This is a genomic window from Bacillus sp. FSL L8-0654, assembly GCF_038629965.1.
In the GTDB taxonomy this organism is placed as follows: domain Bacteria; phylum Bacillota; class Bacilli; order Bacillales; family Bacillaceae; genus Bacillus; species Bacillus safensis.
On the sequence record NZ_CP152026.1, the window covers coordinates 2451079 to 2474234 of the forward strand.

Consider the following 23156-nt stretch of genomic DNA (forward strand, 5'->3'; position numbering starts at 1 on the left):
TATACTAGAGTGGCCTGAGGGGTTTCAATTTTTATTTTATGAAATTGTGCTGGAAGATTATTTTTCCTTCCGGTCAAATGATGCTGGCTGTTCTTTTAAAGGCGTGACATGAGATTTTTTTTGAAGATCTTTGTCTGCCTTTTTCGTCGAAGCAGCAGGTGCAGCGGCTGCACGCTCAGCTTTTAATGCTTTTAGTTCACGTTTCAGTTTCACAATTTGGAAGATTCCTGCAAATGCCACAATCAGCCCGCCCATTAAAACTGAACCGATAATGACAAGGATCAGCGGCCATTCAGCCGTTCCAAATAAGTAGTGTACCTCGACAGGCCGTACATTAATCACGGCAAATACTGAGACAATTAATACGAAAATAAATGCGAGTATGATGGTCCATTGTTGTTTGTTCATCTACATATCCCCCAAGCTTTTTCTTTTATTCTTCCCTTTTCGCTGCCTTTTTTAAACACCGAAAGAAAGCAGTGGAAGAAAACCTATCAGCATGGGCATCATCAGCTGCTGAGTTTTTCTTTAATCAGATTCTTTAATTCTTTTCTTTCTCCAGAAATGACAAGGGTATCCCCTTCTTCGATGATGGTATCTGGTCCTGGATTTAAAATCTTCTCATGTGATTTTCTCACAATGGCGATGACTGTTACTTGATAGTTTTGGCGAACATTGAGGTCACCGATGCTTCTTTGAACAGCTGGTGCATTCTTTTCAATTTTAAACCATTCAATCACCAGTTCATCAATGGCTACCTCTACGGTTTCAAGCGCTTTCGGCTTATAGACCATGCCGCCTAAAATAGCCGCAATTTGTCTTGCTTCTTCATCGTTTAGCAGGATGCCAGAAATCGTTTCTTCATGGTCGTCCTCATGAAAATGATACATTTCTCTTCTGCCGTCATCATGTGTAATGATGGCAAGCTTCTCATTATTTCTTGTGATCATTTCGGCTTTATGACCGATACCTGGCAGTTCAGTTTCCCGAACCTTCATAACAGCCCCTCCAATGAATAAAGCCAAATGCCTAAACAGACACTTGCTTTCTATACTGGTCTAAACGTAAGTCATTATAGCAAAAGACCATTTTAAGATCAATGAAACCCGAAATGTTTTTTCGAATCATCTTATTTTCAGAAAAATCGATAGAAAAAGACTGCCGAAAAAGGCAGTCTTTCTAGATTAAATATCTTGATCTGTATCAATCTTAGCTGGTTTTTTCAGCTCACGGCCTTTCCACATCAGCCAAATTTGTGCCGCGATATAAAGGGATGAGTACACCCCTGTTAATAAGCCGACAAGTAAGGCGATGGAGAAGTTTGTAATCGACGCTGATCCGAAGATAAGCAGTGCGACAACAACGACAAGTACAGTCAGCACCGTGTTGACAGATCGCGTAAAGGTTTGCTGTAAGCTTAAGTTCACAATGTACGATAGATCTTCAATGGTTTTCGGTTTACGTTTCTTCATTTGCTCACGAACCCTGTCGAAGGTAACGATCGTGTCGTTGATCGAGTACCCAATGACCGTGAGGATCGCGGCAATGAAGGTGACATCCACCTCTAAGCGCGTGATACTAAAGAAGGCGACAATAAAGAATGCATCGTACAGCAGTGAGATAATCGCCGCAATCGCCATCTTATACTCAAAACGGACGGATACATATAAAATGATCCCAATGGAAGCAATGATGACGGCATATAGCGCATTACGGGCAAGTTCTTTTCCGACAGTCGGTGATACTGTACTTACATTCGGCTCAGTGCCGTATTTATCTTTGAAGTAATCCTTCACTTCAGCGATTTTTTCTTTGTTCGGCACCCCGACAAATCGAGCAGCTGCCTGATTTTCTTTTTGCCCCGACAGCACAACACTGTCTGCTTCAAGACCAAGCTTTTTAAAGTCTTGCTCTACTTGTGCAGTTTTCAGCTTGTGATCGCTTTGAACATCAATTCTCGTTCCACTAGCAAAGTCAATACCAGCATTGAGCTTGAAGATCGAAAGGACGATGATTCCCGCAATAGTAACAGCTATGGAGAAAATCATAAAGCCTTTACGTTTGCTGACGAAATCCCATTTATCAAATGGCGTTTTCGGTTCGGTATTTTCTGTTGTTTCGTGGATACTCATGATGTCTTTTTTGCGGACACCAAACCAGCCTTTTTTGCGGTCGAGCGCACGGCTCTCTACAAGCAGTCCAAGAAGGAATCTTGATAGGAATACAGCCGTGATAAAGCTTGTTAAAATCGAGAGGATGAGCATTGTTGCAAATCCTTTTACAGAGCTTGTCCCGAAGAAGAACAGCACTCCGCCGGCAATAATACTTGTTAAGTTTGCATCAAAGATGGTCGCAAATGATCTGCGGTTCCCTGACCTGAAAGCAGAACGGACAGATTTGCCGAGCTTCAGCTCTTCTTTGATCCGCTCATAAGTAATAATGTTGGCATCAACAGCCATCCCTACCCCTAGAATAAGTGCGGCAATTCCAGGCAGTGTCATGACCGCGCCCATCCAGTCAAACACTTGCAGCGTAATGTAGATATAGGCTGAGAGTGTGATGACAGCTATAAGACCAGGTAATCGGTAATAAAGCAGCATGAATAAGAAGATAAATGCGATTCCTACAATTCCTGCGAACACTGTTTCGTTCAGTGCTTGTTCACCAAACTGTGCACTCACAGATGTGGAATATTTTTCTGTTAATTTTACTGGCAATGCCCCGGCATTTAAAATACTTGCGAGGTCTTTTGCCTCTTGGACAGTAAATTTCCCTTCAATTTGTACGTCACTGCTGTTAATCTCTTGATTCACATTTGGTGCAGATACATACTTGTGGTTTGATTTTGAGACTTCTTTTTTGAATGAATCTCCTTTGTGATAATCAAGCCAAATGACAAGCTGGTTATTCGGCGCCATCGCCGCTACTTTTCTTGTGACGTCACCAAATTTTTTCGCATCCTTTAGTTTAACCGTCACAATTGGCTCATTCGTTTGACTGAATGTTTGTTTTGCACTGTTTTCGACTAGGTCAGCCCCGTTAAGAAGTTCTTTATCATTCGTATCTCTGAAGGATAGCTGTGCTTCAGTGGAAAGAATCTCCCTAGCTCTGTTTTGATCTTTTACCCCTGCAAGCTGCACACGGATACGATTATTGCCTTCAATCGAGATGTTCGGCTCACTTACACCTAGCACATTGGCTCTTCGGTTAAGAGCTTCCACTGTACTAACGAGAACACTATTTGTGATCTTGTCCTCTTTTTTCACTGGATGTACATCATACAGAACTTCAAATCCACCCTGTAAATCCAGCCCTAGCGTCATATCTTTCGCAACAGGCTTTGTCAGTAAGCCCACGCCAGTTCCGATTAACAGAACCACTAAGAAAAACGCAAGAATGCGCCCTTTTTTCATTATGTATTTCCTCCTTAAACACCTGAATCCATTAAGATGGCTTATTTCAACAGTTCATCAAGCATATTCTTGCCATCTTCACTGTCCAAAAAAGCAGACGTTTTAAACGACTGAACGGTTGCATAGTTCATAAATTCGCCTATTTTCACAGATAAAATATCTGCAACCATTTCATGAATCGGATACTCTTGTTTTTTCTTCCACTTCTTATTCTCTAAGTATGACCATAATTCCTCTAAATCTACATCTTTATAGCCCAAAACGATGAATTCTTCAAGCTTACTGAACAGAAAAGGCTTTAAATGGTCTTTGTATATAGCAGCTGGGTGTTGTGTCATTGCGTAGCTCCCCCTTTTCAGTTTTTTATCGAGAGACTTGTCATGCTTGGACGATATACACGCATATCTTATTGTATATGATTCTATGTCGTTTGAGAAGGCAGGTGATCTGTGATTTGACGAAGCAAACGTTTTTAAAGGGGACCATTATTTTAATTTTAGCAGGTTTTATCACGAGAATATTGGGTTTTGTCAATCGAATTGTCATTGCGAGGTTCATTGGCGAAGAAGGGGTCGGGCTTTATATGATGGCTGCACCTACCTTTTTTCTCGCCGTAACGCTCACACAATTCGGACTGCCTGTCGCCATTAGTAAGCTTGTCGCAGAAGCAGAAGCCCGGGGTGACAAACAGAAAACAAAACGTATTCTGGTCATGTCCCTTGCGATAACAGGAACACTCAGCCTGATATTCACGCCGATTTTTTTATGGTTTGCGCCCATCATGGCAGAAAATATGCTGACTGATCCTCGAACGGTCTATCCACTGCTTGCCATTACACCCGTCGTACCAGTCATCGCCATTTCCAGTGTGTTAAGAGGCTATTTCCAAGGCAGACAGCAGATGAGCCCGCTTGCGATGTCTCAAGTTCTAGAACAGGTCGCAAGAATTTCACTAGTGGCGGTATGTACAACGGCTTTCCTTCCTTACGGGATTGAATTTGCAGCCGCAGGTGCGATGATTTCATCTGTGATTGGTGAGATGATTTCACTTGGTTACTTACTGATCGCTTTTCGCTATAAAAAGACCATTCGTATTCGAAAACGATTTTTTAAGGCGCTTCATGACGGGAAGGACACGTTTAAGCAGCTGATGAGCATTGCCCTGCCAACAACAGGCAGCCGTTTTATCGGGAATATTTCGTGGTTTTTAGAGCCGATTGTTGTCGCGCAAAGTCTTGCCATTGCTGGATATGCGGCTGTAGAGGCGACAAGACAGTACGGGGAGTTGACTGGTCTTGCACTGACCCTTTTGACACTGCCTAGTTTTATTACGTATTCACTCTCCACTGCATTAGTTCCGGCGATCAGTGAAGGAATGGAGCAGAACAAACGTAAAACGGTCGAATACCGGCTGAAGCAGGCGATGCGCCTATGTTTACTCAGCGGAGGCATTTCATGTATTATTCTTTTCGTTTACGCAGAAGATTTAACGCTCTTTATGTATGGTTCATCGCACGCGGCCATTTATGTGAAATTCATGGCGCCATTTTTCCTTCTATATTATTTTCAGGGGCCCCTTCAAGCCGTGCTTCAAGCACTCAATTTAGCTGGTGCGGCGATGACCAACAGCCTGATTGGCGCTATTGTAAAAACAGGGATGATTTTTGTTCTTGCTTCACAGCCAGGCTTTGGCATTATGGGCGCTGCACTTGCGATATTAATCGGTATCATCCTTGTCACACTGCTCCATGCGGCAACTGTTGGAAAGGTGCTGCCTATTCATTTACCATTAAAGGAATATGGACTATGCGTCCTTGTGATTATCGGTACGGGGGCTGTCAGCCTTTGGCTGAAATCTCAAGTAAACGGACTCTTTTCTGCTCCTATTGAACTTGTGACGCTCATTTTTGTTACGTGCACGCTGTATGTCATTCTATTAATCTGCCTAGGTCTAGTGAAACGAGAAGAGCTGCGCCGCATCCCGTTCGTCGGGAAGCTGTTTTAGCTCATCTCTTTTTGATCACTTCATCTTTCAAATCAATATAAAATGTTTTTTGATTAAAGCTGCAGTAAGAGATTTGTTCGATATCATGATAGCCTCTTTTAGCAAGCTCATCTTTCAGCCACTGTTCATTTTGATTGATTTGCTTTAGGTGGTCATGCTGCACCACACCATCCGCAACAAGTGGAAGCTCAAGCGCTGCATGTTTGCGCTTGTTTTCTTTTTCGACGACAGCGAGCTTTCCAGACGGCTCTAAAATGGCGTAAGAGACATCCTGAATGCTGTCGATGTTATTTTCTCTTAATTGAATGAGCAGATCATCAAAATTGTATCGCTGTTTTCTCATTGCACCTTCGTCTATTTTCCCATTGATGATAAGCAGGGCCGGTTTTCCGTCAAGAAAGCGCCGGACACCTTGAAATTTTAATGAGAGGTAGGCAAGTGTGATTTGAATGAAGGTTAACAGCAGGATTGGCCATACCGTATGTAACATGTTATCCTCTACTTCTTCTATGGCGAGAACCGCAATTTCTGCGATCATCATAAAAATGACTAGATCTAAAATGCTCAGCTCGCCAATTTCCCTTTTGCCCATTAAGCGAAATATAAACCAAATAAGAAAATATAAGATGATGGTTCTCATGGAAATGATCAAGATGTCCTGCATGTGATGTAAACCCTCCTTCTCCAACATAGCTTGTGTCAAAACACTTTATTTATGTAGAAAAGAAACGTCTGAAACATGTCTATTTTTTCTTCACTGTGAATACATTTTAGTAAAAGACAAGCTTCGTTCAATTGGAGAGGAGACGAATCTACATGCAGGAAACGAAACAAATTGGAAAAGGCATTTTATCCGGCTTAATTGCCATTTTTATCGTGATGGTTGTCACAAGTTTACTTGTGTCGCTCATGCTTACATTCACAAGTATGCAGGAATCATCATTTAAATGGATGATTATGATTTTGTCCTTTGCTGCCCTTTTATTAGGAGGCATCATTTCTGGCGGGAAAGCAAAGGAGCGCGGCTGGCTGATTGGTGCGGTCACATCTATCATTTTTTCTCTCACTGTCTTTTTATTTCAATATTTGGGGTTTGGAAAAACGTTTTCACCAGAGCAGTTTATCTATCATGGAGCATTTTTAGGCATTTGTATGCTGGGGGGAATGATTGGCGTCAATCTTCGAGGCAAATAAAAAAAGAGCGGTCATATCGCTCTTTTTTTATGGCTATGTATCAGAGGATTAGCCTTTGTCAGCTAATTCTCTAATAGCACGACGATCGAAAGTTAAACGGTTGTTTTCGCTTGTTTTGATGACCACTTTTGATTCATCAATTGAGTCGATTTCACCGTGTAAACCACCGATTGTGACGATTTTATCGCCTTTTGATAAAGATTGCTGCATCTGACGCACAGCTTTCTGTTGCTTTTGCTGTGGACGGATTAACAAGAAGTAAAGCACAGCAAACATGACAACAATCATAATGATTGAACCCATACCACCATCCATTCTATTTCACCCCTTTCTAAAGCATTGTAAAGCCTTTCGTTTATGCGTTAAAAGTTTTTCGCATTCGGTTTGTTAAAGCCGTAACGCTCAAAAAACTCTTCTTTAAAATCACCTAAACGATCCTCACGGATAGCTTCTCTCACTTGCTCCATTAATTTTAACAGAAAATGAAGATTATGATAAGTTGTTAATCGAATTCCGAACGTTTCATTTGTTCTGATGAGATGTCTAATATAGGCACGTGTATAGTTTTTACATGTATAGCAGTCACAGTTTTCATCGATTGGTCTAAAGTCACGCTCATATTTTGCATTTTTCACAACAAGACGGCCTTCACTTGTCATCAAGGTGCCGTTTCTTGCAATTCGCGTCGGCAGTACGCAGTCAAACATATCTACACCGCGAATGGCGCCGTCAATTAAGGAGTCTGGTGAGCCGACACCCATTAGGTACCTCGGCTTGTCTGCCGGTAAAAATGGTGTTGTGAACTCTAGTACACGATTCATCACATCTTTTGGTTCCCCTACAGATAAGCCTCCGATGGCGTAACCTGGGAAATCAAGTGAAACAAGGTCTTTTGCACTTTGTTTTCGAAGCTCTTCGTATTCTCCGCCTTGGACAATCCCAAACAGCCCTTGATCTTCAGGACGCTGGTGCGCTGTTAGACATCGCTCTGCCCATCTGCTTGTCCGCTCCACAGAACGTTTCATATAATCGTACTCTGCAGGATACGGCGGGCATTCATCAAATGCCATCATAATATCAGAGCCAAGTGCATTTTGGATGTCCATGGCTTTTTCAGGAGATAGGAACAGCTTGTCTCCGTTTAAATGATTACGGAAGTGAACGCCTTCTTCTTCAATTTTTCTAAATTCACTCAATGAAAAAACTTGGAATCCGCCTGAATCTGTTAGGATTGCTCGATCCCAGTTCATAAATTTGTGCAGACCGCCTGCTTCCTTTACGATATCGTGACCTGGACGGAGCCATAGGTGGTACGTATTGCTTAAGATGATGCCTGCATCCATAGCCTTTAATTCTTCAGGCGCCATTGTTTTGACTGTAGCCAGTGTACCTACTGGCATAAATATAGGTGTTTCAAAGGAGCCGTGCGGTGTATGAACGCGGCCAAGACGTGCACCTGTCTGTTTACATGATTTAATGAACTCATAACGTATCGGTAATTGCGACAAAAATGAGCCCTCCTGTCTTTGTTGTATAATGTTATTGAATCAGCATGGCATCGCCAAAGCTGAAGAATCGGTATTCCTCTTTAACAGCCTCATTGTACGCTTTAAGTACGTGCTCTCGTCCAGCTAATGCGCTGACAAGCATAATTAACGAGGATTTTGGCAGATGGAAATTCGTGATCATGCCGTCAATTGCCTTGAATGTGTAGCCAGGGTAAATAAAGATCGACGTCCAGCCGCTTGAGGCTTTGAACTCACCATCATGTGCACTTGCAATGGTTTCAAGCGTTCTTGTTGACGTTGTGCCGACTGAAATAATCCGCCCGCCTTCCTTGCGAATGCGGTTAAGCTCATCAGCTGTTTCTTCATTCATTTCATAAAACTCTGCGTGCATTTCGTGTTCTTCAATACGTTCTGCACTTACCGGACGAAATGTGCCAAGCCCTACGTGCAGCGTAATGAAAGCAATGTGTACACCTTTCGCTTTCAGCGCATCCAGCAGCTCGGTTGTAAAGTGGAGACCGGCAGTTGGCGCAGCAGCGGAGCCAACCTCTTTTGAATAAACGGTTTGATAGCGTTCACGGTCGTCAAGCTGCTCTTTAATATATGGAGGCAGCGGCATTTCACCAAGGGATTCAAGCACTTCATAAAAAATGCCTGTATATTGAAACTCGACTTTTCTTCCGCCATGTTCCATTTCCTCTGTGCATACTGCTTTGAGCCGTCCATCACCAAACGTGATAACCGTCCCTTTTTTCACCCGTTTGGCTGGTTTGACAAGTGTTTCCCAGTGGTCTCCTTCTTCTTGTTTCAATAGAAGCAGCTCAACTTTGGCACCTGTATCCTCTTTCATCCCAAACAGACGTGCAGGCAGAACGCGAGTATTGTTTAGAACGAGACAATCACCCGTTTGAAAATAATCGATGATTTGCGAGAATGTATCATGTGTAATCGCACCCGTTTGTTTGTTTAAGACCATCAGTCTTGATGCATCTCGTTGTTCAAGCGGCACTTGTGCAATTAATCTTTCTGGTAAATCAAAATCAAATAGTTCTAGCTTCATTTCCTTCACCTATTCTGTAGTTAACTAGTTAACGTTATTTCATCCGTCCAAAGATATTAAGTAATATGGTTAGTACGATGCTAATGACAATGCATGTAATGACAGGAAAAAAGAATGTTACATTTCCTTTTTTCACAAAAATATCACCTGGAAGCTTACCAACCAATTGAAACACTAATCCTGCGGCAAAAAGGACACCACCTAAAATCATTAATATTTTAGGGAATTCAGTCACGAATCGGAACCTCCATTTGAAAATGTTCATACGCTTCTCTTGTGACGACCCGCCCTCTTGGTGTTCTTTGCAGGAAACCAATTTGCAGTAAGTACGGTTCGTACACATCTTCAATCGTATGTGATTCTTCTCCAATTGTCGCTGAGATCGTATCAAGCCCAACAGGACCGCCTCTAAATTTTTCGATCATGCTTAAAAGCAGCTTATGGTCTATATGATCGAGACCAAGCCTGTCGACTTGAAGACGCTCAAGGGCATCTTCCGCAATGTCCTGTGTAATGGCATGATTCCCAAGCACCTGCGCAAAATCTCTTACTCTTCTGAGCAAACGATTGGCTACCCTTGGTGTTCCTCGGGAACGTCTCGCAATCTCTTCGGCAGAGCGAATATCGATCCCAATCTCAAACAGCTCGGCTGTTCTTGCCACAATGTGAGCCAAATCTCTTTGCTCATAGTATTCCAATCTTGCATGTACTCCAAACCTATCACGAAGCGGCGCTGTTAACAGCCCGACACGGGTCGTTGCACCTACAAGCGTAAATGGCGGTAAATCAAGCCGTACAGAGCGTGCTGTATCTCCTTTTCCAATGACAATATCTAAACAAAAATCCTCCATTGCTGGGTACAGCACTTCTTCAATTGAGCGCTGCAAGCGATGAATTTCATCAATAAACAATACATCACCTGGCTCAAGAGATGTTAAGATGGCCGCCAAATCACCAGGACGCTCAATTGCTGGTCCTGACGTTGTACGCAGCTGAACATTCATTTCATTGGCAATGATCGACGCAAGCGTTGTTTTCCCAAGTCCAGGAGGTCCATATAAAAGGACGTGATCAAGCGTTTCCTGCCTCATGCGGGCAGCTTCAATAAAAACGCTGAGATTATCCTTTACTTTTTGCTGACCGATATATTGGCTAAGTGTCTGTGGCCGCAGACTTTGCTCAATGGCTGATTCATGGTTGTCTGCTTCAGTTGAGACGAGCCGTTCATCCATGAGACATCACCCTATTTCAACATTTTTTGTAAAGCTTTTTTCACATATTGATCGGTTGTGAGATTCTTTTCTTCTTTTAATAATGGAAGAACCTTTTTGATTTCACGATCACCGTATCCAAGGACACTTAAGGCTTCAAGCGCTTCATCTAATGCAGTTTGCTGCGTTTCGACCTGAATGTGGTCCTCGTGATTAAATAAGTTGCCAATCATTTCTGGCACCACATCTGCAAGTTTGCCTTTTAGATCCAGAATGATTTGACGTGCTGTTTTTTTGCCCACACCAGGGAATTTAATCAGGAACGCTTCATCTTCACGTTCTATTGCTGAAATGACAGCGCCAGGATCACCGGAAGCAAGAATGGCGAGTGCACCCTTTGGCCCAATTCCTGTGACATTTAACAGTTTTGTGAACAGCGCTTTTTCTTCTCGTGTTTGAAAACCGTATAACGAAAATGCGTCTTCCTTTATGTAATGATACGTATAAATCGTTTCTTGTTTATTTACTCGATAGATAAACGGGTTTGGGGTATAGACTTGATATCCCACTCCGCCGTTTTCAATGACAACATATTGCGGGCACACATAATCAATGGTCCCTTTTACAAACTCTATCACCGTTTTCACCTCTTTGACTGTTCTTCATTGTAACATAAATCGAAGAGAAAACCGCAATAAAAGTTAACATACGTTCGCTCAGTACATTTTTATGATGAAACCACGAAAAACAGCTTGCGGCCTTCACACCAGCAAGCTGTTACACGCTTTAAAACGATATTTCATTTCGGTAAGGCTTCATGACTTCAAGCACATGCTCAAATTCATCCTTTGTTCGAAAAGGAATACCTTGCTCAAGCTGCTTCTCCACGTGACTTTCTAAACGGGACGTATCAATTTGAAAAAAGAGATGAATAGGCTCCGCCCAGCCGTCAGGCCTTCCATGAAACGTAGAAATCACACCGTCCTCTGATAATCCGATATATCCATTTGCTTTACTTAATGGAGAGATATCATCAATTTGCTTTCTAAAAAGGGCAAAATCCTCTTTTTGTTCTACCAGCGTCCAGCCTTTATACTGCGCCCAGAATGTGTCTTTGTCTTCTAATGATGCCCGGTGCCTTTCAATACTCACATCGCCGTCTAGATAGACTTTTTCAAGCTGGACGGTAATAGAGTTTGACTGCTTTTGCAAGTGTTCTTTTCCTTCCATATCCGCAGCGAAAAAAAGCACACTTGTCATGATAAGTCCTGTAACGAAACATTTCATCTTCACTTTCACTATTTACACCTCTTTAGAACATGAGATCGATGCATGACATATGTAGTTTGACCCATTTTTCTAAACATTAACCAAATCGATGATTCAAATGTATGTTAAGAGTCTTTCGTTGTATCCTTCATTCGTAAATGTTATGTTTTATACAATCCATTGCTTTATCGAATGACACGGTTTTTTCATCATTCGTTTTTCAGCCGCATAAACTGAAACCAAAGAAGGTGAAGTCAATGTCAGAGGTCAAAAGATTAGCCGAATCGATTCAGTATCATGAAGAGAAACGTTTTCATAAGCTTGCCTATAAACCGGCAGAGCTTGAACTGTGCGGCAAAGGAAGAAGTGCCTATGTCTTTTTATACAAAAAAGACGGCAAGAAAATGGCACTAAAAGTCTTTTTCCCTTCTTATCAGCATATTGCCCGCAAAGAGGCTGCCATTTACGAAAAACTTTCTGGTTCGTCTTACTACCCTGAGATTTATGAGTCTGGGGATCAGTATATTTTAATGGAATATATTAAAGGCTACACATTCTATGAATGCCTTACAAAAGGAATTCCTATTAAAAAACAAATGATTGAACAAGTCGATGATGCGCTGGAGGAAGCACGCGAGAAAGGATTGAATCCTTCTGATATTCATCTGCGCAATCTGATCTTAACAAAAGAAGGGCGGATCAGGGTCATTGACGTTGCCAGGTTCACGCAAACGAAAGCATGTCATCAATGGGATGATTTAAAAGCCGCTTATGCCTATTACCAAAAACCTTTTTTCCCTAAAAAAGCACCGCGTCTGTGGCTTGAAGTTATTGCTTATTTGTATAAAAAGAACTGGCTGTCCCGCGGGCAGCTTAATAATCGAAATGATTTTTCTGCATAATGAAAGCCGCTCTCTACGAGCGGCTTTCTGCGTTATTCTGTTTCTACATGGATACTATTGACGTTTAATAGGTTAATGATTTCATTATTCAGCTTAAACCAATGATTGGCTTCTTCAATTTTTTTATACACATCATAGGTAGCTGGACGTTTGAGCTCGAAATCAAGCACTTCCCCATTGTTCATATGAAATGTTACCTTAAATACTTTCATCATAAGATCACCTTCCACTCTTCTTGTTCGCTGGTCAAATAGATCAGCTCTTTTCATTCATTCTCTATTGAACTCGTTTCCCCTCCTTGTTTCCATTCAAACCCAAGAAGTTTAAATTTTGTTTAAATTCGCACAAACATCTATCTCTCAAATCTGCAAAGAAGTATATTAGTTAAAAAGGAGGCTGCCCTTGATGAAGCAGAAAAAGAAACGAACATCTCCAGAAAGAAAAACAGTCTTTTTTCATTTAATAGATGCCCTCATTCCGAGTGTGGACATGATGGCATATGCAGTAAAGGCATTTTTTCACCTTTTAAGAAAAGCCTTCTCAGTTGTTTGATAAAACCCCGCACAGCATCGTGCGAGGTTCTTTTTTTAGGGCTGATAAATTTGACTTCCCTGGCTGACAAACTCCTTCGCCTTCTTTTCCATCTCTCTTTTCACTTCTTCAGATTGATTGCGGATATCATGAGAAATTTTCATACTGCAAAACTTCGGTCCGCACATCGAGCAAAAGTGAGCGGTCTTAGCACCTTCGGCAGGCAATGTTTCATCATGGAACGCCAAGGCTCTTTCTGGATCAAGTGACAGGTTAAATTGGTCCCGCCACCTAAATTCAAATCTCGCTTTCGATAAAGCATCATCGCGCTTTTGAGCCGCAGGATGTCCTTTTGCTAGATCAGCCGCATGTGCGGCAATTTTATAGGCGATTACGCCTTCTCTCACATCTTCTTTATTCGGCAGACCTAAATGCTCTTTTGGCGTTACATAACATAGCATGGCTGTGCCGTACCAGCCGATCATGGCCGCACCGATGGCGGATGTAATGTGATCATACCCCGGCGCAATATCTGTTGTAAGAGGCCCTAACGTATAAAATGGGGCTTCCTTGCAAATGTCCATTTGCTTGTCCACATTCTCTTTAATTTTATCCATTGGGACATGGCCGGGCCCTTCAATCATCACCTGCACATCATGTTTCCAAGCGATCTCTGTTAACTCACCTAACGTTTCCAGCTCTGCAAACTGCGCCTCATCATTGGCATCAGCAATCGAACCTGGTCTAAGTCCATCTCCAAGTGAAAAGGCGATATCATACGTTTTCATAATTTCACAAATATCTTCAAAGTGCGTGTAGAGGAAATTCTCTTGATGATGAGCAAGACACCATCTTGCCATAATCGCCCCGCCTCTTGAAACAATTCCGGTCACCCGATCAACTGTGAGCGGAATATATCTTAACAGCACGCCCGCATGAATTGTAAAATAATCTACACCTTGTTCTGCTTGTTCAATTAATGTGTCCCTGTACACGTCCCACGTCAAATCTTCTGCGACTCCATTCACTTTTTCAAGGGCCTGATAAATAGGAACGGTTCCTACTGGAACTGGGCAATTCCGAATGATCCATTCTCTCGTTGTATGAATATCCTTTCCAGTAGACAGATCCATCATTGTGTCTGCCCCCCATCTGATCGCCCATGTCATCTTTTCTACCTCTTCATTAATGGATGACGTGACAGCTGAATTGCCAATATTCGCATTGATTTTGACATGAAAATTCCTTCCGATAATCATTGGTTCACTTTCTGGATGGTTAATATTCGAAGGAATAACGGCTCTTCCGCTCGCTACTTCCTCTCTAACAAACTCAGGGCTTAGCTCTTCTCTTATTGCGATAAACTCCATTTCAGGCGTAATGATGCCTTTTTTGGCATAATGCATTTGCGTCACGCGCGCTCCTTGTTTCGCGCGGAGCGGCTTATGATGAAAATCAGTTTGGACAGAATGGAAGGACTCCTTCTCCCTTGAACGATATCCGTTATCTTCCGGTTTTACATGACGCCCTTCATAGCTTTCTGTATCTCCTCTTTCTTCAATCCATGCTGCCCTAAGACGCTTTAATCCTTTTGTGACGTCAATATGAACGTTCTCATCAGTGTACGGTCCACTCGTATCGTATACACGGACTGGTTCATTTTTTATGTCGCCCGCCTCTGTCACAGTATGTGAGAGCGCAATCTCTCTTTTCGGCACTAAGATATCGGGCCTTGATCCTTTCTCATACACCTTTCGGCTGCCATCAAAACTGGATAATAATGATTGGTTGGATGGGACACTTTTCTTTTCCTTCATTTGCTGTTCTCTCCTTTTCTTCTTGTCACCGGACAGGATGGAATCAGCACCAGCAAAAAACCAGGCTCTATTTAAAGAACCTGGTTCGTCGTCAGAAATAAACATGCATATCATTGATTGGATACATGCATCATCTTCAACTTCCCCACGCTGGTACGAGCCAGATCAGGTCCAAAGGGTTAAGAAGCTTATGCTACTCTCTCAGCCCATTTACGGGCACCCCTAGTCACTTTTATTGATTTCCACATCAGTGTAGCATAGAGACATCATGAAAAAAAGAGAATTCAGGAAAATAGTTCCTTTCCCCTATGGATCATAATGATATACAGACTTCTATACATAATCTGTCTCTCTCATTTCAATTAAATCTGAAATAATCGTTGATCCTTTTCTCCTATTATGTATAATTAATCTAAACGGAGAATTTTCATACAATTTAATCAAAGGAAGTTCTAGTCGATTGCAAACATTTCTCACATTTATCGTCGTAGGATTCTCAATTGCTCTGCCTGTTGGAGCAATCACGGTTGAAATGACAAAACAGGGACTCAAAAACGGATTCTTTCATGGTTTAACTGTCGGAGCAGGCGGTATGACCATAGACTTATTACTTATTTTGGCTTTATATGCTGGATTTGCTCAGTTTTTATCTTTGCCGTTTGTTCAAATCCCGCTCTGGCTGATCGGAGCTGTATTTTTAATGATTCTCGCATACGATTCCATTAAAAATGCGGATCAAGATATCCATTTAGCAGGAGAAAAGGTCAATAAATCATTCGCAAAAACATATCGAAACGGCTTGCTCGTGGCGGTATCTCCTGGAAATCTTGTGTTCTGGGTTTCTGTTTTTGGTGCTGTACTTGCGGATGCGTATACAAAAACAGATTCATCTGAATTTATGCTGGCTGCCGGCGGTATTTTGGCAGGGATTCTCCTTCATGACATCGGTCTTCTCACACTTGTATCCTTAACAAGAAAAGTGATGAATCGAACGATGATCAAGTGGACATCCATTATTGCTGGTATTTTATTACTAGGGTTTGGCTGTTATTTCTTTTACGAATTTTATATAGGCATCAAGGTTTATTTTTAAGAAAAGGCTAAAGTTCGTAATGAACTTTAGCCTTTTTGTGTCAAACTATCGGGTCATGCCTGTTTGGCCTGTTTCAAATTGCGTTCTTCTCATGTCTCTAAAGCGTGTGAATGCACCTTCATCTTTTATGACTTGGACTGCTCTTCCATCCGCATAACGAGTCGCTGCTTCTTCTACTTGTGATACGCCTTCTGACGTCAGGCGGCCATCTGATTTAATGGCAATATACACATTCTCATCCGTCACCATGACTTGAGAGTCTGCCACGTGATTCATTTTATTGACGCGGTTGGCAATTTTTCTTGAACGCTGAATGTTCTCTTGTTTATCATAGCCTGAGAACGACATTTGGTTATGATAATTCATATCTCCATGACTGTAGCGTCCATCTCCACCTGTGAGAGGCATTCGATCATCAGCTTGAGGACGTGTACGGTAATCAACATTTGTTGTATTTCTCCCGTTCATTCCCTCCATGAGTTCAGAAACTGGTCCTTGATGATCTTGGTTGTTGTCTTCCGCTCGTTGATTCGAATGATAACCAACCGGCTGGCCTGATTGATTATGACGTGTATCGACACCTGCGTTATTATTTGCACCACATGCCGTTAAACCAATAGGAAGAAGCACTAATGCGATTGTTTTTTGCCATTTTTGTCTCAAACGAAAAACCCCCTGTACAAATTCAATCTCATGAGCGCGAAACAGGCTCTGTTTTAGCATGTACAGTTAGGAAAAAAATCAAGCTGTCAGTTATAAACAAAAAAAGGAACGATTGAGATCGTTCCTTCTGATTGGTGACAAATGGCTAAAATGTTTTTGATTTTAGCCATTTGTCTTCTTTTCAGCGTAATAGAAAACCTTTGCAGTCTAGGAAGGGCGAGCACCGGAACGGAGCGAATTTGACATTCGTGAGTACCGGCGCGCAGGCCTGACACCGAATGCGAGGGTTTGTCTACACGCTGAAAGGAACGATTGAGATCGTTCCTTCTGTCATTAATCTTCTTCTTCTTCCTCCGGCCTTGCAAAAACGGATTGACCTGGATATGGCTGCATGTAAGGCTGAGCTGGATAAGCCCCCATTTGGCCATAAGGAACAGGATTCGGATAATGTCCCGGCCAAGGCTGATGATGCTTCATGCCATCATCGCATCCGCAATCTTCCTTGCCATATGCTGCATTTGAAACGTTTGGAAAAAAGCCTTGATTTGCGTTGGCATTTGCATTGGCGTTTGGATGCGTATGGTGATGCCAGTGATGTCCGTCGTTTGCATGGTGCTCATGATTTTCTCCGTAGTAAGCAGGCGCTTGATACGCAGGATAATAAGGATGAGCCGGGTATGGATATGGCATCATATGATGGTGATAATATGGATGGATAGGATAACATAAGCCTGATCCCGGTAAAATTGGCGATGCCGGCACCATTTGCTGCGGATATGGATACATCGCCGGCATATAATGACCATGACCATAACCAAAATAAGGATCATATGGTTCATGATGATGATGTTGGTGATGATGCTCGTTATTTTCAGCCATTCCCCCTACCGCTGCCCCTCCCACATTTGGCATTTGCGGGAAGTTAGGAAGGTTCGGATAATTGCCATGCTCCATGTCTTTTCCCTCCTCTTTTTGATGCGGAATATGAATAAACGGATCATACCCCTTTGCCACTTCATCTTTTAGATGACCTTTATTTTCATGATGAAAATGGTCCTTGTGATCTTTATGTTCCTTATTTTCATGATGGACATGACCCTTGTTATCTTTGTGGTCTTTATTTTCATGATGAAAATGATCCTTGTGATCCTTTTTGTCATGAACATGATCTTTCTTCTCATGAACGTGATCTTTTTTTTCATGATGATCTTTTTTGGGAGGAGGTGTGAATGGCTGGTAGAGATTGGTCTGATAATAGTTCACATCCACTTGCGGAAAAACTGGCTGCTCGATTTTTGGCACTGGCGGTACATATGGTACCGGTTCATTTGGCTTTTCCTTCGGTTTCGTATCTTGCACTTGCACGACATCTTTTGGCTTTTCTTTCACATACGGATGTTCTTTCGTTTTTGGCATTTCTTTTGCTTTGTGATGATCTGTTTTTACAGGAACACCACTAGATGGAATTTTAATCTTCATACCCGGCATGATTAAATCAGGATTACTGAGCTGTGAATTTAGTTTTTTCAATTCTTGAAAGTCGACTCCGTATTTCTTTGAAATTTTCCAAAGGGAGTCTCCTTTTTGCACAATATGAATTTTCAACGTTTTCCCCTCCTATGCAAAACGTGAACGTAACGGTTATGTCAGAAGTACAATATGTTTCAACATAAATTTATGCCTATTTACAAGCCGATATGATAAAAACTTGTTTTCTGATAGGAGGGGCTGATTCATTATTTAATGGCGAGCATTTTCTCAAGTGCAAGCAAAGCGTCTTTCGTGATGTCTTCATTGACCTGTATCAACCCGGCCGGCTGACCCTTCTCAATGCTTTCCAGTGACCATAGCAAATGAGGCAGATCAATCCGGTTCATAGTCAAACATGGACACATATCTGGGTTAAGGGATTCAATTTGTTTATCTGGGTGCTGCGCTATGATCCGTTTGACTAAATTCATCTCTGTTCCAATCGCCCATTTGCTTCCTGCTGGCGCCTGTTTGATCGTATCAATAATAAATTTCGTTGAACCTGCTAGGTCAGAAGCCCTTACGACCTCATGCGTGCATTCAGGATGAACAAGAATTTGAATGTCACGATCTTTTTTTCTCATTTCTTCTATATTCCGAACGGTAAACTTCTCATGTACAGAGCAATGGCCTTTCCATAAAATCATCTTGATCCGGGAAAGCGGCTGATCGGTGATAAGCTTTTCTTCTATCTGATCCCAGACAGCCATTTCTTCTAGAGAAATACCTAAATCAAATGCTGTATTACGTCCTAGGTGCTGATCAGGGAGAAACAGAATCCGCTCTTTTTGTGTCAGCGCCCACTCGAGTACTTTTTTAGCATTTGATGAAGTCACTGTTGCCCCGCCATGTTTGCCAACAAATGCTTTAATGTCTGCTGTTGAATTGACATACGTAAGCGGAAGTATTGTATCCCCAAACAAATTAGTGAGCTGCTCCCATGCTCTGTCTGTTTGTTTCATATTTGCCATATCTGCCATGGAACAGCCTGCCCTCATATCTGGCAATACAACGCTCTGATTCTTGTTTGACAGCATATCTGCCGTTTCTGCCATAAAATGAACACCGCAGAATACAATGTATTCAGCCTCATGATTGTCAGCCGCTATTTGTGCCAGCTGCAATGAATCTCCTGTTGCATCTGCAAATTCAATGACTTCATCCTTTTGATAATGGTGGCCTGGTATAAAAAGCTTTGAGCCAAAAGCCCGCTTAATGTCTAACACTCGCTGCTTCATCTCATCATCAGAGCGGTGTTTATATTCATCTGGCATCATGACTGCATGTTGATTGGCTAATACATTAAGCATGGACATGAGTTGTTCCCCCTTTATGACTGAATTCCATATTCATACTAAAATCAAATGCTGGAGCAGAATGAGTCAGAAAACCAAGTGAAATAAGGTCGACTCCTGTCCCCCTGTAGCTTGGCAATGTCTCTAGCGTGATGCCCCCTGAAGCCTCTGTCAGAATGGACTCTGGCGTCATTTGTTTAAAACGTTTTACCTCGTCCGGAGAGCAGTTATCAAACATGATGACATCCGCTTTTGCATCAATGGCTTCTATAAGCTGCGTTTCTGATTCAATTTCCACTTCAATTTTCACCATATGACCGGCATATGCTCTTGCTTTCTCTACAGCTTCACGAATAGAACCGCATGCGGCAATATGATTATCTTTAATCATCACCCCATCCGATAAGCCAAAGCGATGATTCTTTCCACCGCCTGTCTTCACTGCGTATTTCTCTAACATACGCAGGCCGGGTGTCGTTTTTCTCGTATCACAAATCGTAATAGACGGGTCGCCTAATCGCTGCACCGCCTCATGTGTTAAGGTGGCGATACCTGTCATTCGCTGCAAAAGATTTAAAATGACCCTCTCTCCCTTTAATAAGTCGTTGACTGGGCCCTTTATTTTCGCCAGTACAGCGCCTGAATGAATCCAATCACCTTCTTGAAAATACAGCTCCGTTTGAATCTGTTCATTCAACAGGCGGTACCCTAGATCAATCACTTGTGATCCTGCCAATACACCAGATTGTTTCGCAATGATAAAAGCTGTTCCCTTCTTGTCCCCAAAGATGGCATCTGCTGATACATCTCCAAAGCCAATATCTTCTGTGAAAAAATGAGTGAGCATTTGTTTTAACTGTAAACGTTCCATTTGGCACCGATCCTTTCATTTTTCATGATATGAATGTGACCTTTTTCATGAACAATCTGCCTGCCCCGCCACAACGCATCGCTCCGCTCTGGATAATCCATTCGATAATGGCCGCCTCTGCTTTCTGTACGGAGTAATGCAGATTTGGCAAGGCAAACCGCTAATGCCCATTGATTGCTTAATTCGATCTGTTCATTTGTGATATCCTTCACATTAATTTGCTGAAAATTGACATGCTGTAACGAATGAAGCAAGGTCTGCAAGCCTTTTTCATCTCTCACAATGGCCGCAAATGTAGTCATCCATTGTCTCAGCTGAGTTGTTGAAATCATTGGGACCATCCATATTTCTTGAATGGAAAAAGGTGGACTTGTTTCTTTCTGTTTAGGCAGTTGTTCAATTCTCTGTGCCGCTTTGCTGCCTAACACGAGACCTTCCAGAAGAGAATTACTCGCCAATCGATTCGCACCGTGTAAGCCAGTACAGGCCGCTTCTCCAATGGCAAATAGCGCTGGAACAGTCGTTTCTCCATATTCATTGACGCTGATGCCGCCCATTAAAAAGTGCATACCGGGGGAAATTGGCAGCCTGCCGCTTTCCATATCAACGCCTGCACGCTGGCACATCTGAGCTATGGCCGGAAAACGAGCTGAAAAATGCGGGATATCATGGATGTTAAGATACAATTGATGACCTAATTGCTGCTCATGAAAAATAGTTCTAGCGACCACATCTCTAGGTGCTAAATCAGCTTGTGGGTGAATACCTTTCATGATCCGCCTGCCTGTTTCATCTTCTAAATAAGCTCCCTCTCCCCGTACTGCCTCTGAAATGAGGCCAACTGCTTTTCCAGCGATTGTTAAAAGAGTTGGATGGAATTGAACAAATTCGAGATCCACTAATTGTGCCCCGGCTCGATAGGCCATCATCAGTCCGTCTCCTGTTATAGAAGGATCATTTGTGTTTGTCTCATATAGGGAGCCGCAGCCGCCAGTTGATAATACAACGGCATCTGCGGTCATCGTATGTACGTGTCCTGTCTCGTCTTTCCATACAACACCCGTACATGTCCCTTCATGAATCAATAGATCAATGACATGATGATATTCGTATAAATGAATATGTGAGCCGAGCTGACTTTTCAGAAACTGTACAAGGGTTTTACCTGATTGATCTCCTCCTGCATGCAAGATGCGATGAGTGGTATGTGCTCCCTCTTTGCCTAATTGCGGCTCTCCTGCCTCATCTTGATCAAATGGACAGCCTTCTGCTACGAGCTGCTCCACAAGGTGTTTTCCAAGTCTCACGATTTCTTGTACGGTTCTTTCATCATTGTGATCACAGCCGGCAGCTAGTGTATCTTGCACATGCTGCTCAGCTGAGTCATGTGCTGAAAAGGCAGCAGCGATTCCTCCTTGAGCCAGCATGGAATTACTAGATGAACATTGTTTTTTTGTCATCATGATGACCTGGCAGCTTTTCGAAATGGTTTTTGCAAAGGAAAGCGCTGCAATGCCTGATCCCACCACAATGACTTTTTTGATTGATGACACCATTGCCCCTCCTGTCATTTACACCTGTCTTGACACATATCATTACACAACACTAAAATAAATACAAGAAAAAATTTTCACACGGGAGATGGATGGGTTGGTTTATTTAGATTACGCAGCTTCTACACCTGTTTCAGAGGAAGCGCTGCATGTTTTTGAGCAGCTAAGCAAAAATTTTTACGGAAATGCAAGCAGCCTTCATGATGCTGGGGGAAAAGCAAATGACATATTGACTTACAGCAGACAATCACTCGCTGCCATGATCGAGGGTGAACCGGATGGGATCTATTTTACAAGCGGTGGAACTGAATCCAATCTCCTTGCGATTCAATCGATCATCAATGGACTGCCAGCACATCAACAGCATGTCATCACAACTTCAGTTGAGCATCCTTCTGTTCATTATGCAGTTAGCAGCTTAGAGCGTTTTGGCGTAAAAGTCACGATCATTGAACCGAATCAGGATGGAATCATAACAAAGGACATTCTCAAAAAAGCATTATTGCCTGAAACAGGACTAGTATCTATTCAGCATGCTAATTCAGAAACAGGAATTATCCAGCCGCTTGCTGAATTAGCGCCTCTTTTAAAAGAAAGGAACATTCTTTTTCATACAGATGCTGTGCAAACATTTGGAAAGATTCGTGTGTCCATCAAAGAACTTGGAGTCGATGCTGTGTCCATCTCAAGTCATAAAGTGTATGCTCCTAAAGGCGCTGGTGCCGTTTATATGGGCGCTCATGTTCCTTGGAAACCTTTATATACAGGAGCAGTTCAGGAAAATGGCTTACGTCCAGGGACAGTAAACGTTCCATGTATCGGTGCTTTTGCTGCCGCAAGTGAACAAGCGATGCTTAGGCTGGATGAACAGCAAAAATTAGATAAGCAGCTGCGTGATTATTTTCTTCAGCAGTTAAAAATAAGACAGCTGCCAGTTCATACATTTCAGGACAATGACAATCGCCGCACGCTTCCTCATATTATTGGTTGTTTTTTTGAAGGGTTTGAAGGACAATATGTAATGTTAGCATGTAACCGGCATGGGATTTGTCTATCTACTGGAAGCGCATGTGCTTCCGGTTATCACCATCCTTCCCCTGCTGTGAAGGCATTGCGTGTATCAGATCGTGATGCCCTACAATTTATTCGACTATCATTTGGATATCAGTCATCAAAAGATGACATCGATCAGCTTTTGCATACATTTGAGCATTTGCAAAAGGAGAAGAAGGGAGCTTAGG

The 23156-nt window shown here is 42.3% G+C and carries 25 protein-coding genes and 1 riboswitch; of the genes, 6 read left to right on the forward strand and 19 right to left on the reverse strand.

Annotated elements, in window-relative coordinates; translation table 11 throughout:
* Positions 1–57 precede the first annotated feature (57 nt).
* The 4 genes from MHH65_RS12650 to MHH65_RS12665 all read right to left on the reverse strand — a co-directional run bounded on the left by MHH65_RS12650 (position 58) and on the right by MHH65_RS12665 (position 3751).
* Positions 58–408, reverse strand: a complete 351-nt coding sequence (locus tag MHH65_RS12650; protein ID WP_024423135.1) for a lipopolysaccharide assembly protein LapA domain-containing protein — start codon at positions 406–408, stop codon at positions 58–60.
* A 101-nt stretch (positions 409–509) separates the two neighbouring features.
* The gene (locus tag MHH65_RS12655; RefSeq protein WP_034279894.1) at positions 510–998 is read right to left on the reverse strand and encodes a cation:proton antiporter regulatory subunit; all 489 of its coding nucleotides are present in this window, start codon (positions 996–998) and stop codon (positions 510–512) included.
* A gap of 186 nt (positions 999–1184) precedes the next feature.
* Complete coding sequence (gene secDF, locus MHH65_RS12660; protein WP_268414552.1) at positions 1185–3413, reverse strand: protein translocase subunit SecDF; 2229 nt, start codon at positions 3411–3413, stop codon at positions 1185–1187.
* Between the two features lie 41 nt (positions 3414–3454).
* On the reverse strand, positions 3455–3751 hold the full coding sequence (locus tag MHH65_RS12665) for a post-transcriptional regulator (protein ID WP_003216788.1): 297 nt from the start codon (positions 3749–3751) through the stop codon (positions 3455–3457).
* A gap of 116 nt (positions 3752–3867) precedes the next feature.
* On the opposite strand from MHH65_RS12665, the gene spoVB reads away from it, so the two are divergent.
* Entirely contained in the window at positions 3868–5418 is a 1551-nt protein-coding gene (gene spoVB / locus MHH65_RS12670; RefSeq protein ID WP_268414553.1) for a stage V sporulation protein B, read from the forward strand.
* A gap of 1 nt (position 5419) precedes the next feature.
* On the opposite strand, the gene MHH65_RS12675 is transcribed toward spoVB, so the two are convergent.
* A complete protein-coding gene (locus MHH65_RS12675) occupies positions 5420–6082 on the reverse strand; it encodes a DUF421 domain-containing protein (protein ID WP_024423139.1) in 663 nt (220 codons plus the stop codon).
* 152 nt (positions 6083–6234) lie between these two features.
* On the opposite strand from MHH65_RS12675, the gene MHH65_RS12680 reads away from it, so the two are divergent.
* Positions 6235–6612: a TIGR04086 family membrane protein gene (locus MHH65_RS12680; protein ID WP_024423140.1), complete on the forward strand. Its 378-nt coding sequence runs from the start codon at positions 6235–6237 to the stop codon at positions 6610–6612.
* A 48-nt stretch (positions 6613–6660) separates the two neighbouring features.
* Here MHH65_RS12680 and yajC read toward each other — a convergent pair whose 3' ends face one another.
* The 7 genes from yajC to MHH65_RS12715 form a co-directional block, all read right to left on the reverse strand.
* A complete protein-coding gene (yajC, locus tag MHH65_RS12685) occupies positions 6661–6927 on the reverse strand; it encodes a preprotein translocase subunit YajC (protein WP_008360993.1) in 267 nt (88 codons plus the stop codon).
* Positions 6928–6974: 47 nt separating this feature from the next.
* A complete protein-coding gene (tgt, locus tag MHH65_RS12690; RefSeq protein WP_342497873.1) occupies positions 6975–8120 on the reverse strand; it encodes a tRNA guanosine(34) transglycosylase Tgt in 1146 nt (381 codons plus the stop codon).
* Between the two features lie 31 nt (positions 8121–8151).
* On the reverse strand, positions 8152–9180 hold the full coding sequence (gene queA, locus MHH65_RS12695; protein WP_098676996.1) for a tRNA preQ1(34) S-adenosylmethionine ribosyltransferase-isomerase QueA: 1029 nt from the start codon (positions 9178–9180) through the stop codon (positions 8152–8154).
* Positions 9181–9214: 34 nt separating this feature from the next.
* Positions 9215–9415 carry a DUF2905 domain-containing protein gene (locus MHH65_RS12700; protein ID WP_012010741.1) on the reverse strand — a complete coding sequence of 67 codons (201 nt, stop codon included), beginning with the start codon at positions 9413–9415 and terminating at the stop codon, positions 9215–9217.
* On the reverse strand, positions 9408–10412 hold the full coding sequence (ruvB, locus tag MHH65_RS12705) for a Holliday junction branch migration DNA helicase RuvB (protein WP_024423143.1): 1005 nt from the start codon (positions 10410–10412) through the stop codon (positions 9408–9410). Before ruvB ends, MHH65_RS12700 begins: the two co-directional genes overlap by 8 nt.
* A gap of 11 nt (positions 10413–10423) precedes the next feature.
* Complete coding sequence (gene ruvA, locus MHH65_RS12710; RefSeq protein ID WP_024423144.1) at positions 10424–11029, reverse strand: Holliday junction branch migration protein RuvA; 606 nt, start codon at positions 11027–11029, stop codon at positions 10424–10426.
* 148 nt (positions 11030–11177) lie between these two features.
* A complete protein-coding gene (locus tag MHH65_RS12715) occupies positions 11178–11678 on the reverse strand; it encodes an intercompartmental signaling factor BofC (protein ID WP_073979823.1) in 501 nt (166 codons plus the stop codon).
* Positions 11679–11917: 239 nt separating this feature from the next.
* Between MHH65_RS12715 and MHH65_RS12720 the strand changes: the two genes are divergently transcribed.
* On the forward strand, positions 11918–12562 hold the full coding sequence (locus tag MHH65_RS12720) for a serine/threonine protein kinase (protein ID WP_024427853.1): 645 nt from the start codon (positions 11918–11920) through the stop codon (positions 12560–12562).
* 32 nt (positions 12563–12594) lie between these two features.
* Here the strand turns inward: MHH65_RS12720 and MHH65_RS12725 are convergent, their stop codons facing one another.
* Positions 12595–12777, reverse strand: coding sequence for a hypothetical protein (locus MHH65_RS12725; protein WP_008342761.1), 183 nt, complete (start codon positions 12775–12777; stop codon positions 12595–12597).
* Positions 12778–12967: 190 nt separating this feature from the next.
* Here MHH65_RS12725 and MHH65_RS12730 point away from each other — a divergent pair, with 190 nt between their 5' ends.
* A complete protein-coding gene (locus MHH65_RS12730) occupies positions 12968–13114 on the forward strand; it encodes a hypothetical protein (protein ID WP_172643422.1) in 147 nt (48 codons plus the stop codon).
* A gap of 35 nt (positions 13115–13149) precedes the next feature.
* Here the strand turns inward: MHH65_RS12730 and thiC are convergent, their stop codons facing one another.
* On the reverse strand, positions 13150–14910 hold the full coding sequence (thiC, locus tag MHH65_RS12735) for a phosphomethylpyrimidine synthase ThiC (RefSeq protein WP_224426930.1): 1761 nt from the start codon (positions 14908–14910) through the stop codon (positions 13150–13152).
* A gap of 125 nt (positions 14911–15035) precedes the next feature.
* Positions 15036–15144, reverse strand: a riboswitch (TPP riboswitch).
* A gap of 226 nt (positions 15145–15370) precedes the next feature.
* Between thiC and MHH65_RS12740 the strand changes: the two genes are divergently transcribed.
* Entirely contained in the window at positions 15371–16003 is a 633-nt protein-coding gene (locus tag MHH65_RS12740; RefSeq protein ID WP_024423148.1) for a LysE family transporter, read from the forward strand.
* 45 nt (positions 16004–16048) lie between these two features.
* On the opposite strand, the gene MHH65_RS12745 is transcribed toward MHH65_RS12740, so the two are convergent.
* The 5 genes from MHH65_RS12745 to nadB all read right to left on the reverse strand — a co-directional run bounded on the left by MHH65_RS12745 (position 16049) and on the right by nadB (position 21918).
* Entirely contained in the window at positions 16049–16666 is a 618-nt protein-coding gene (locus tag MHH65_RS12745) for a YhcN/YlaJ family sporulation lipoprotein (protein ID WP_267587206.1), read from the reverse strand.
* 333 nt (positions 16667–16999) lie between these two features.
* Positions 17000–18271 carry a SafA/ExsA family spore coat assembly protein gene (safA, locus tag MHH65_RS12750; protein ID WP_185853728.1) on the reverse strand — a complete coding sequence of 424 codons (1272 nt, stop codon included), beginning with the start codon at positions 18269–18271 and terminating at the stop codon, positions 17000–17002.
* Positions 18272–18402: 131 nt separating this feature from the next.
* Entirely contained in the window at positions 18403–19512 is a 1110-nt protein-coding gene (gene nadA, locus MHH65_RS12755) for a quinolinate synthase NadA (RefSeq protein WP_268414556.1), read from the reverse strand.
* Positions 19499–20362, reverse strand: a complete 864-nt coding sequence (nadC, locus tag MHH65_RS12760; protein ID WP_125586684.1) for a carboxylating nicotinate-nucleotide diphosphorylase — start codon at positions 20360–20362, stop codon at positions 19499–19501. The genes nadA and nadC overlap by 14 nt, the downstream gene beginning before the upstream one ends.
* Positions 20344–21918, reverse strand: coding sequence for an L-aspartate oxidase (gene nadB, locus MHH65_RS12765; protein ID WP_212051560.1), 1575 nt, complete (start codon positions 21916–21918; stop codon positions 20344–20346). Before nadB ends, nadC begins: the two co-directional genes overlap by 19 nt.
* 85 nt (positions 21919–22003) lie before the next feature.
* On the opposite strand from nadB, the gene MHH65_RS12770 reads away from it, so the two are divergent.
* Positions 22004–23155: an IscS subfamily cysteine desulfurase gene (locus tag MHH65_RS12770; protein WP_120208298.1), complete on the forward strand. Its 1152-nt coding sequence runs from the start codon at positions 22004–22006 to the stop codon at positions 23153–23155.
* The last annotated feature ends 1 nt before the right edge of the window (position 23156 follow it).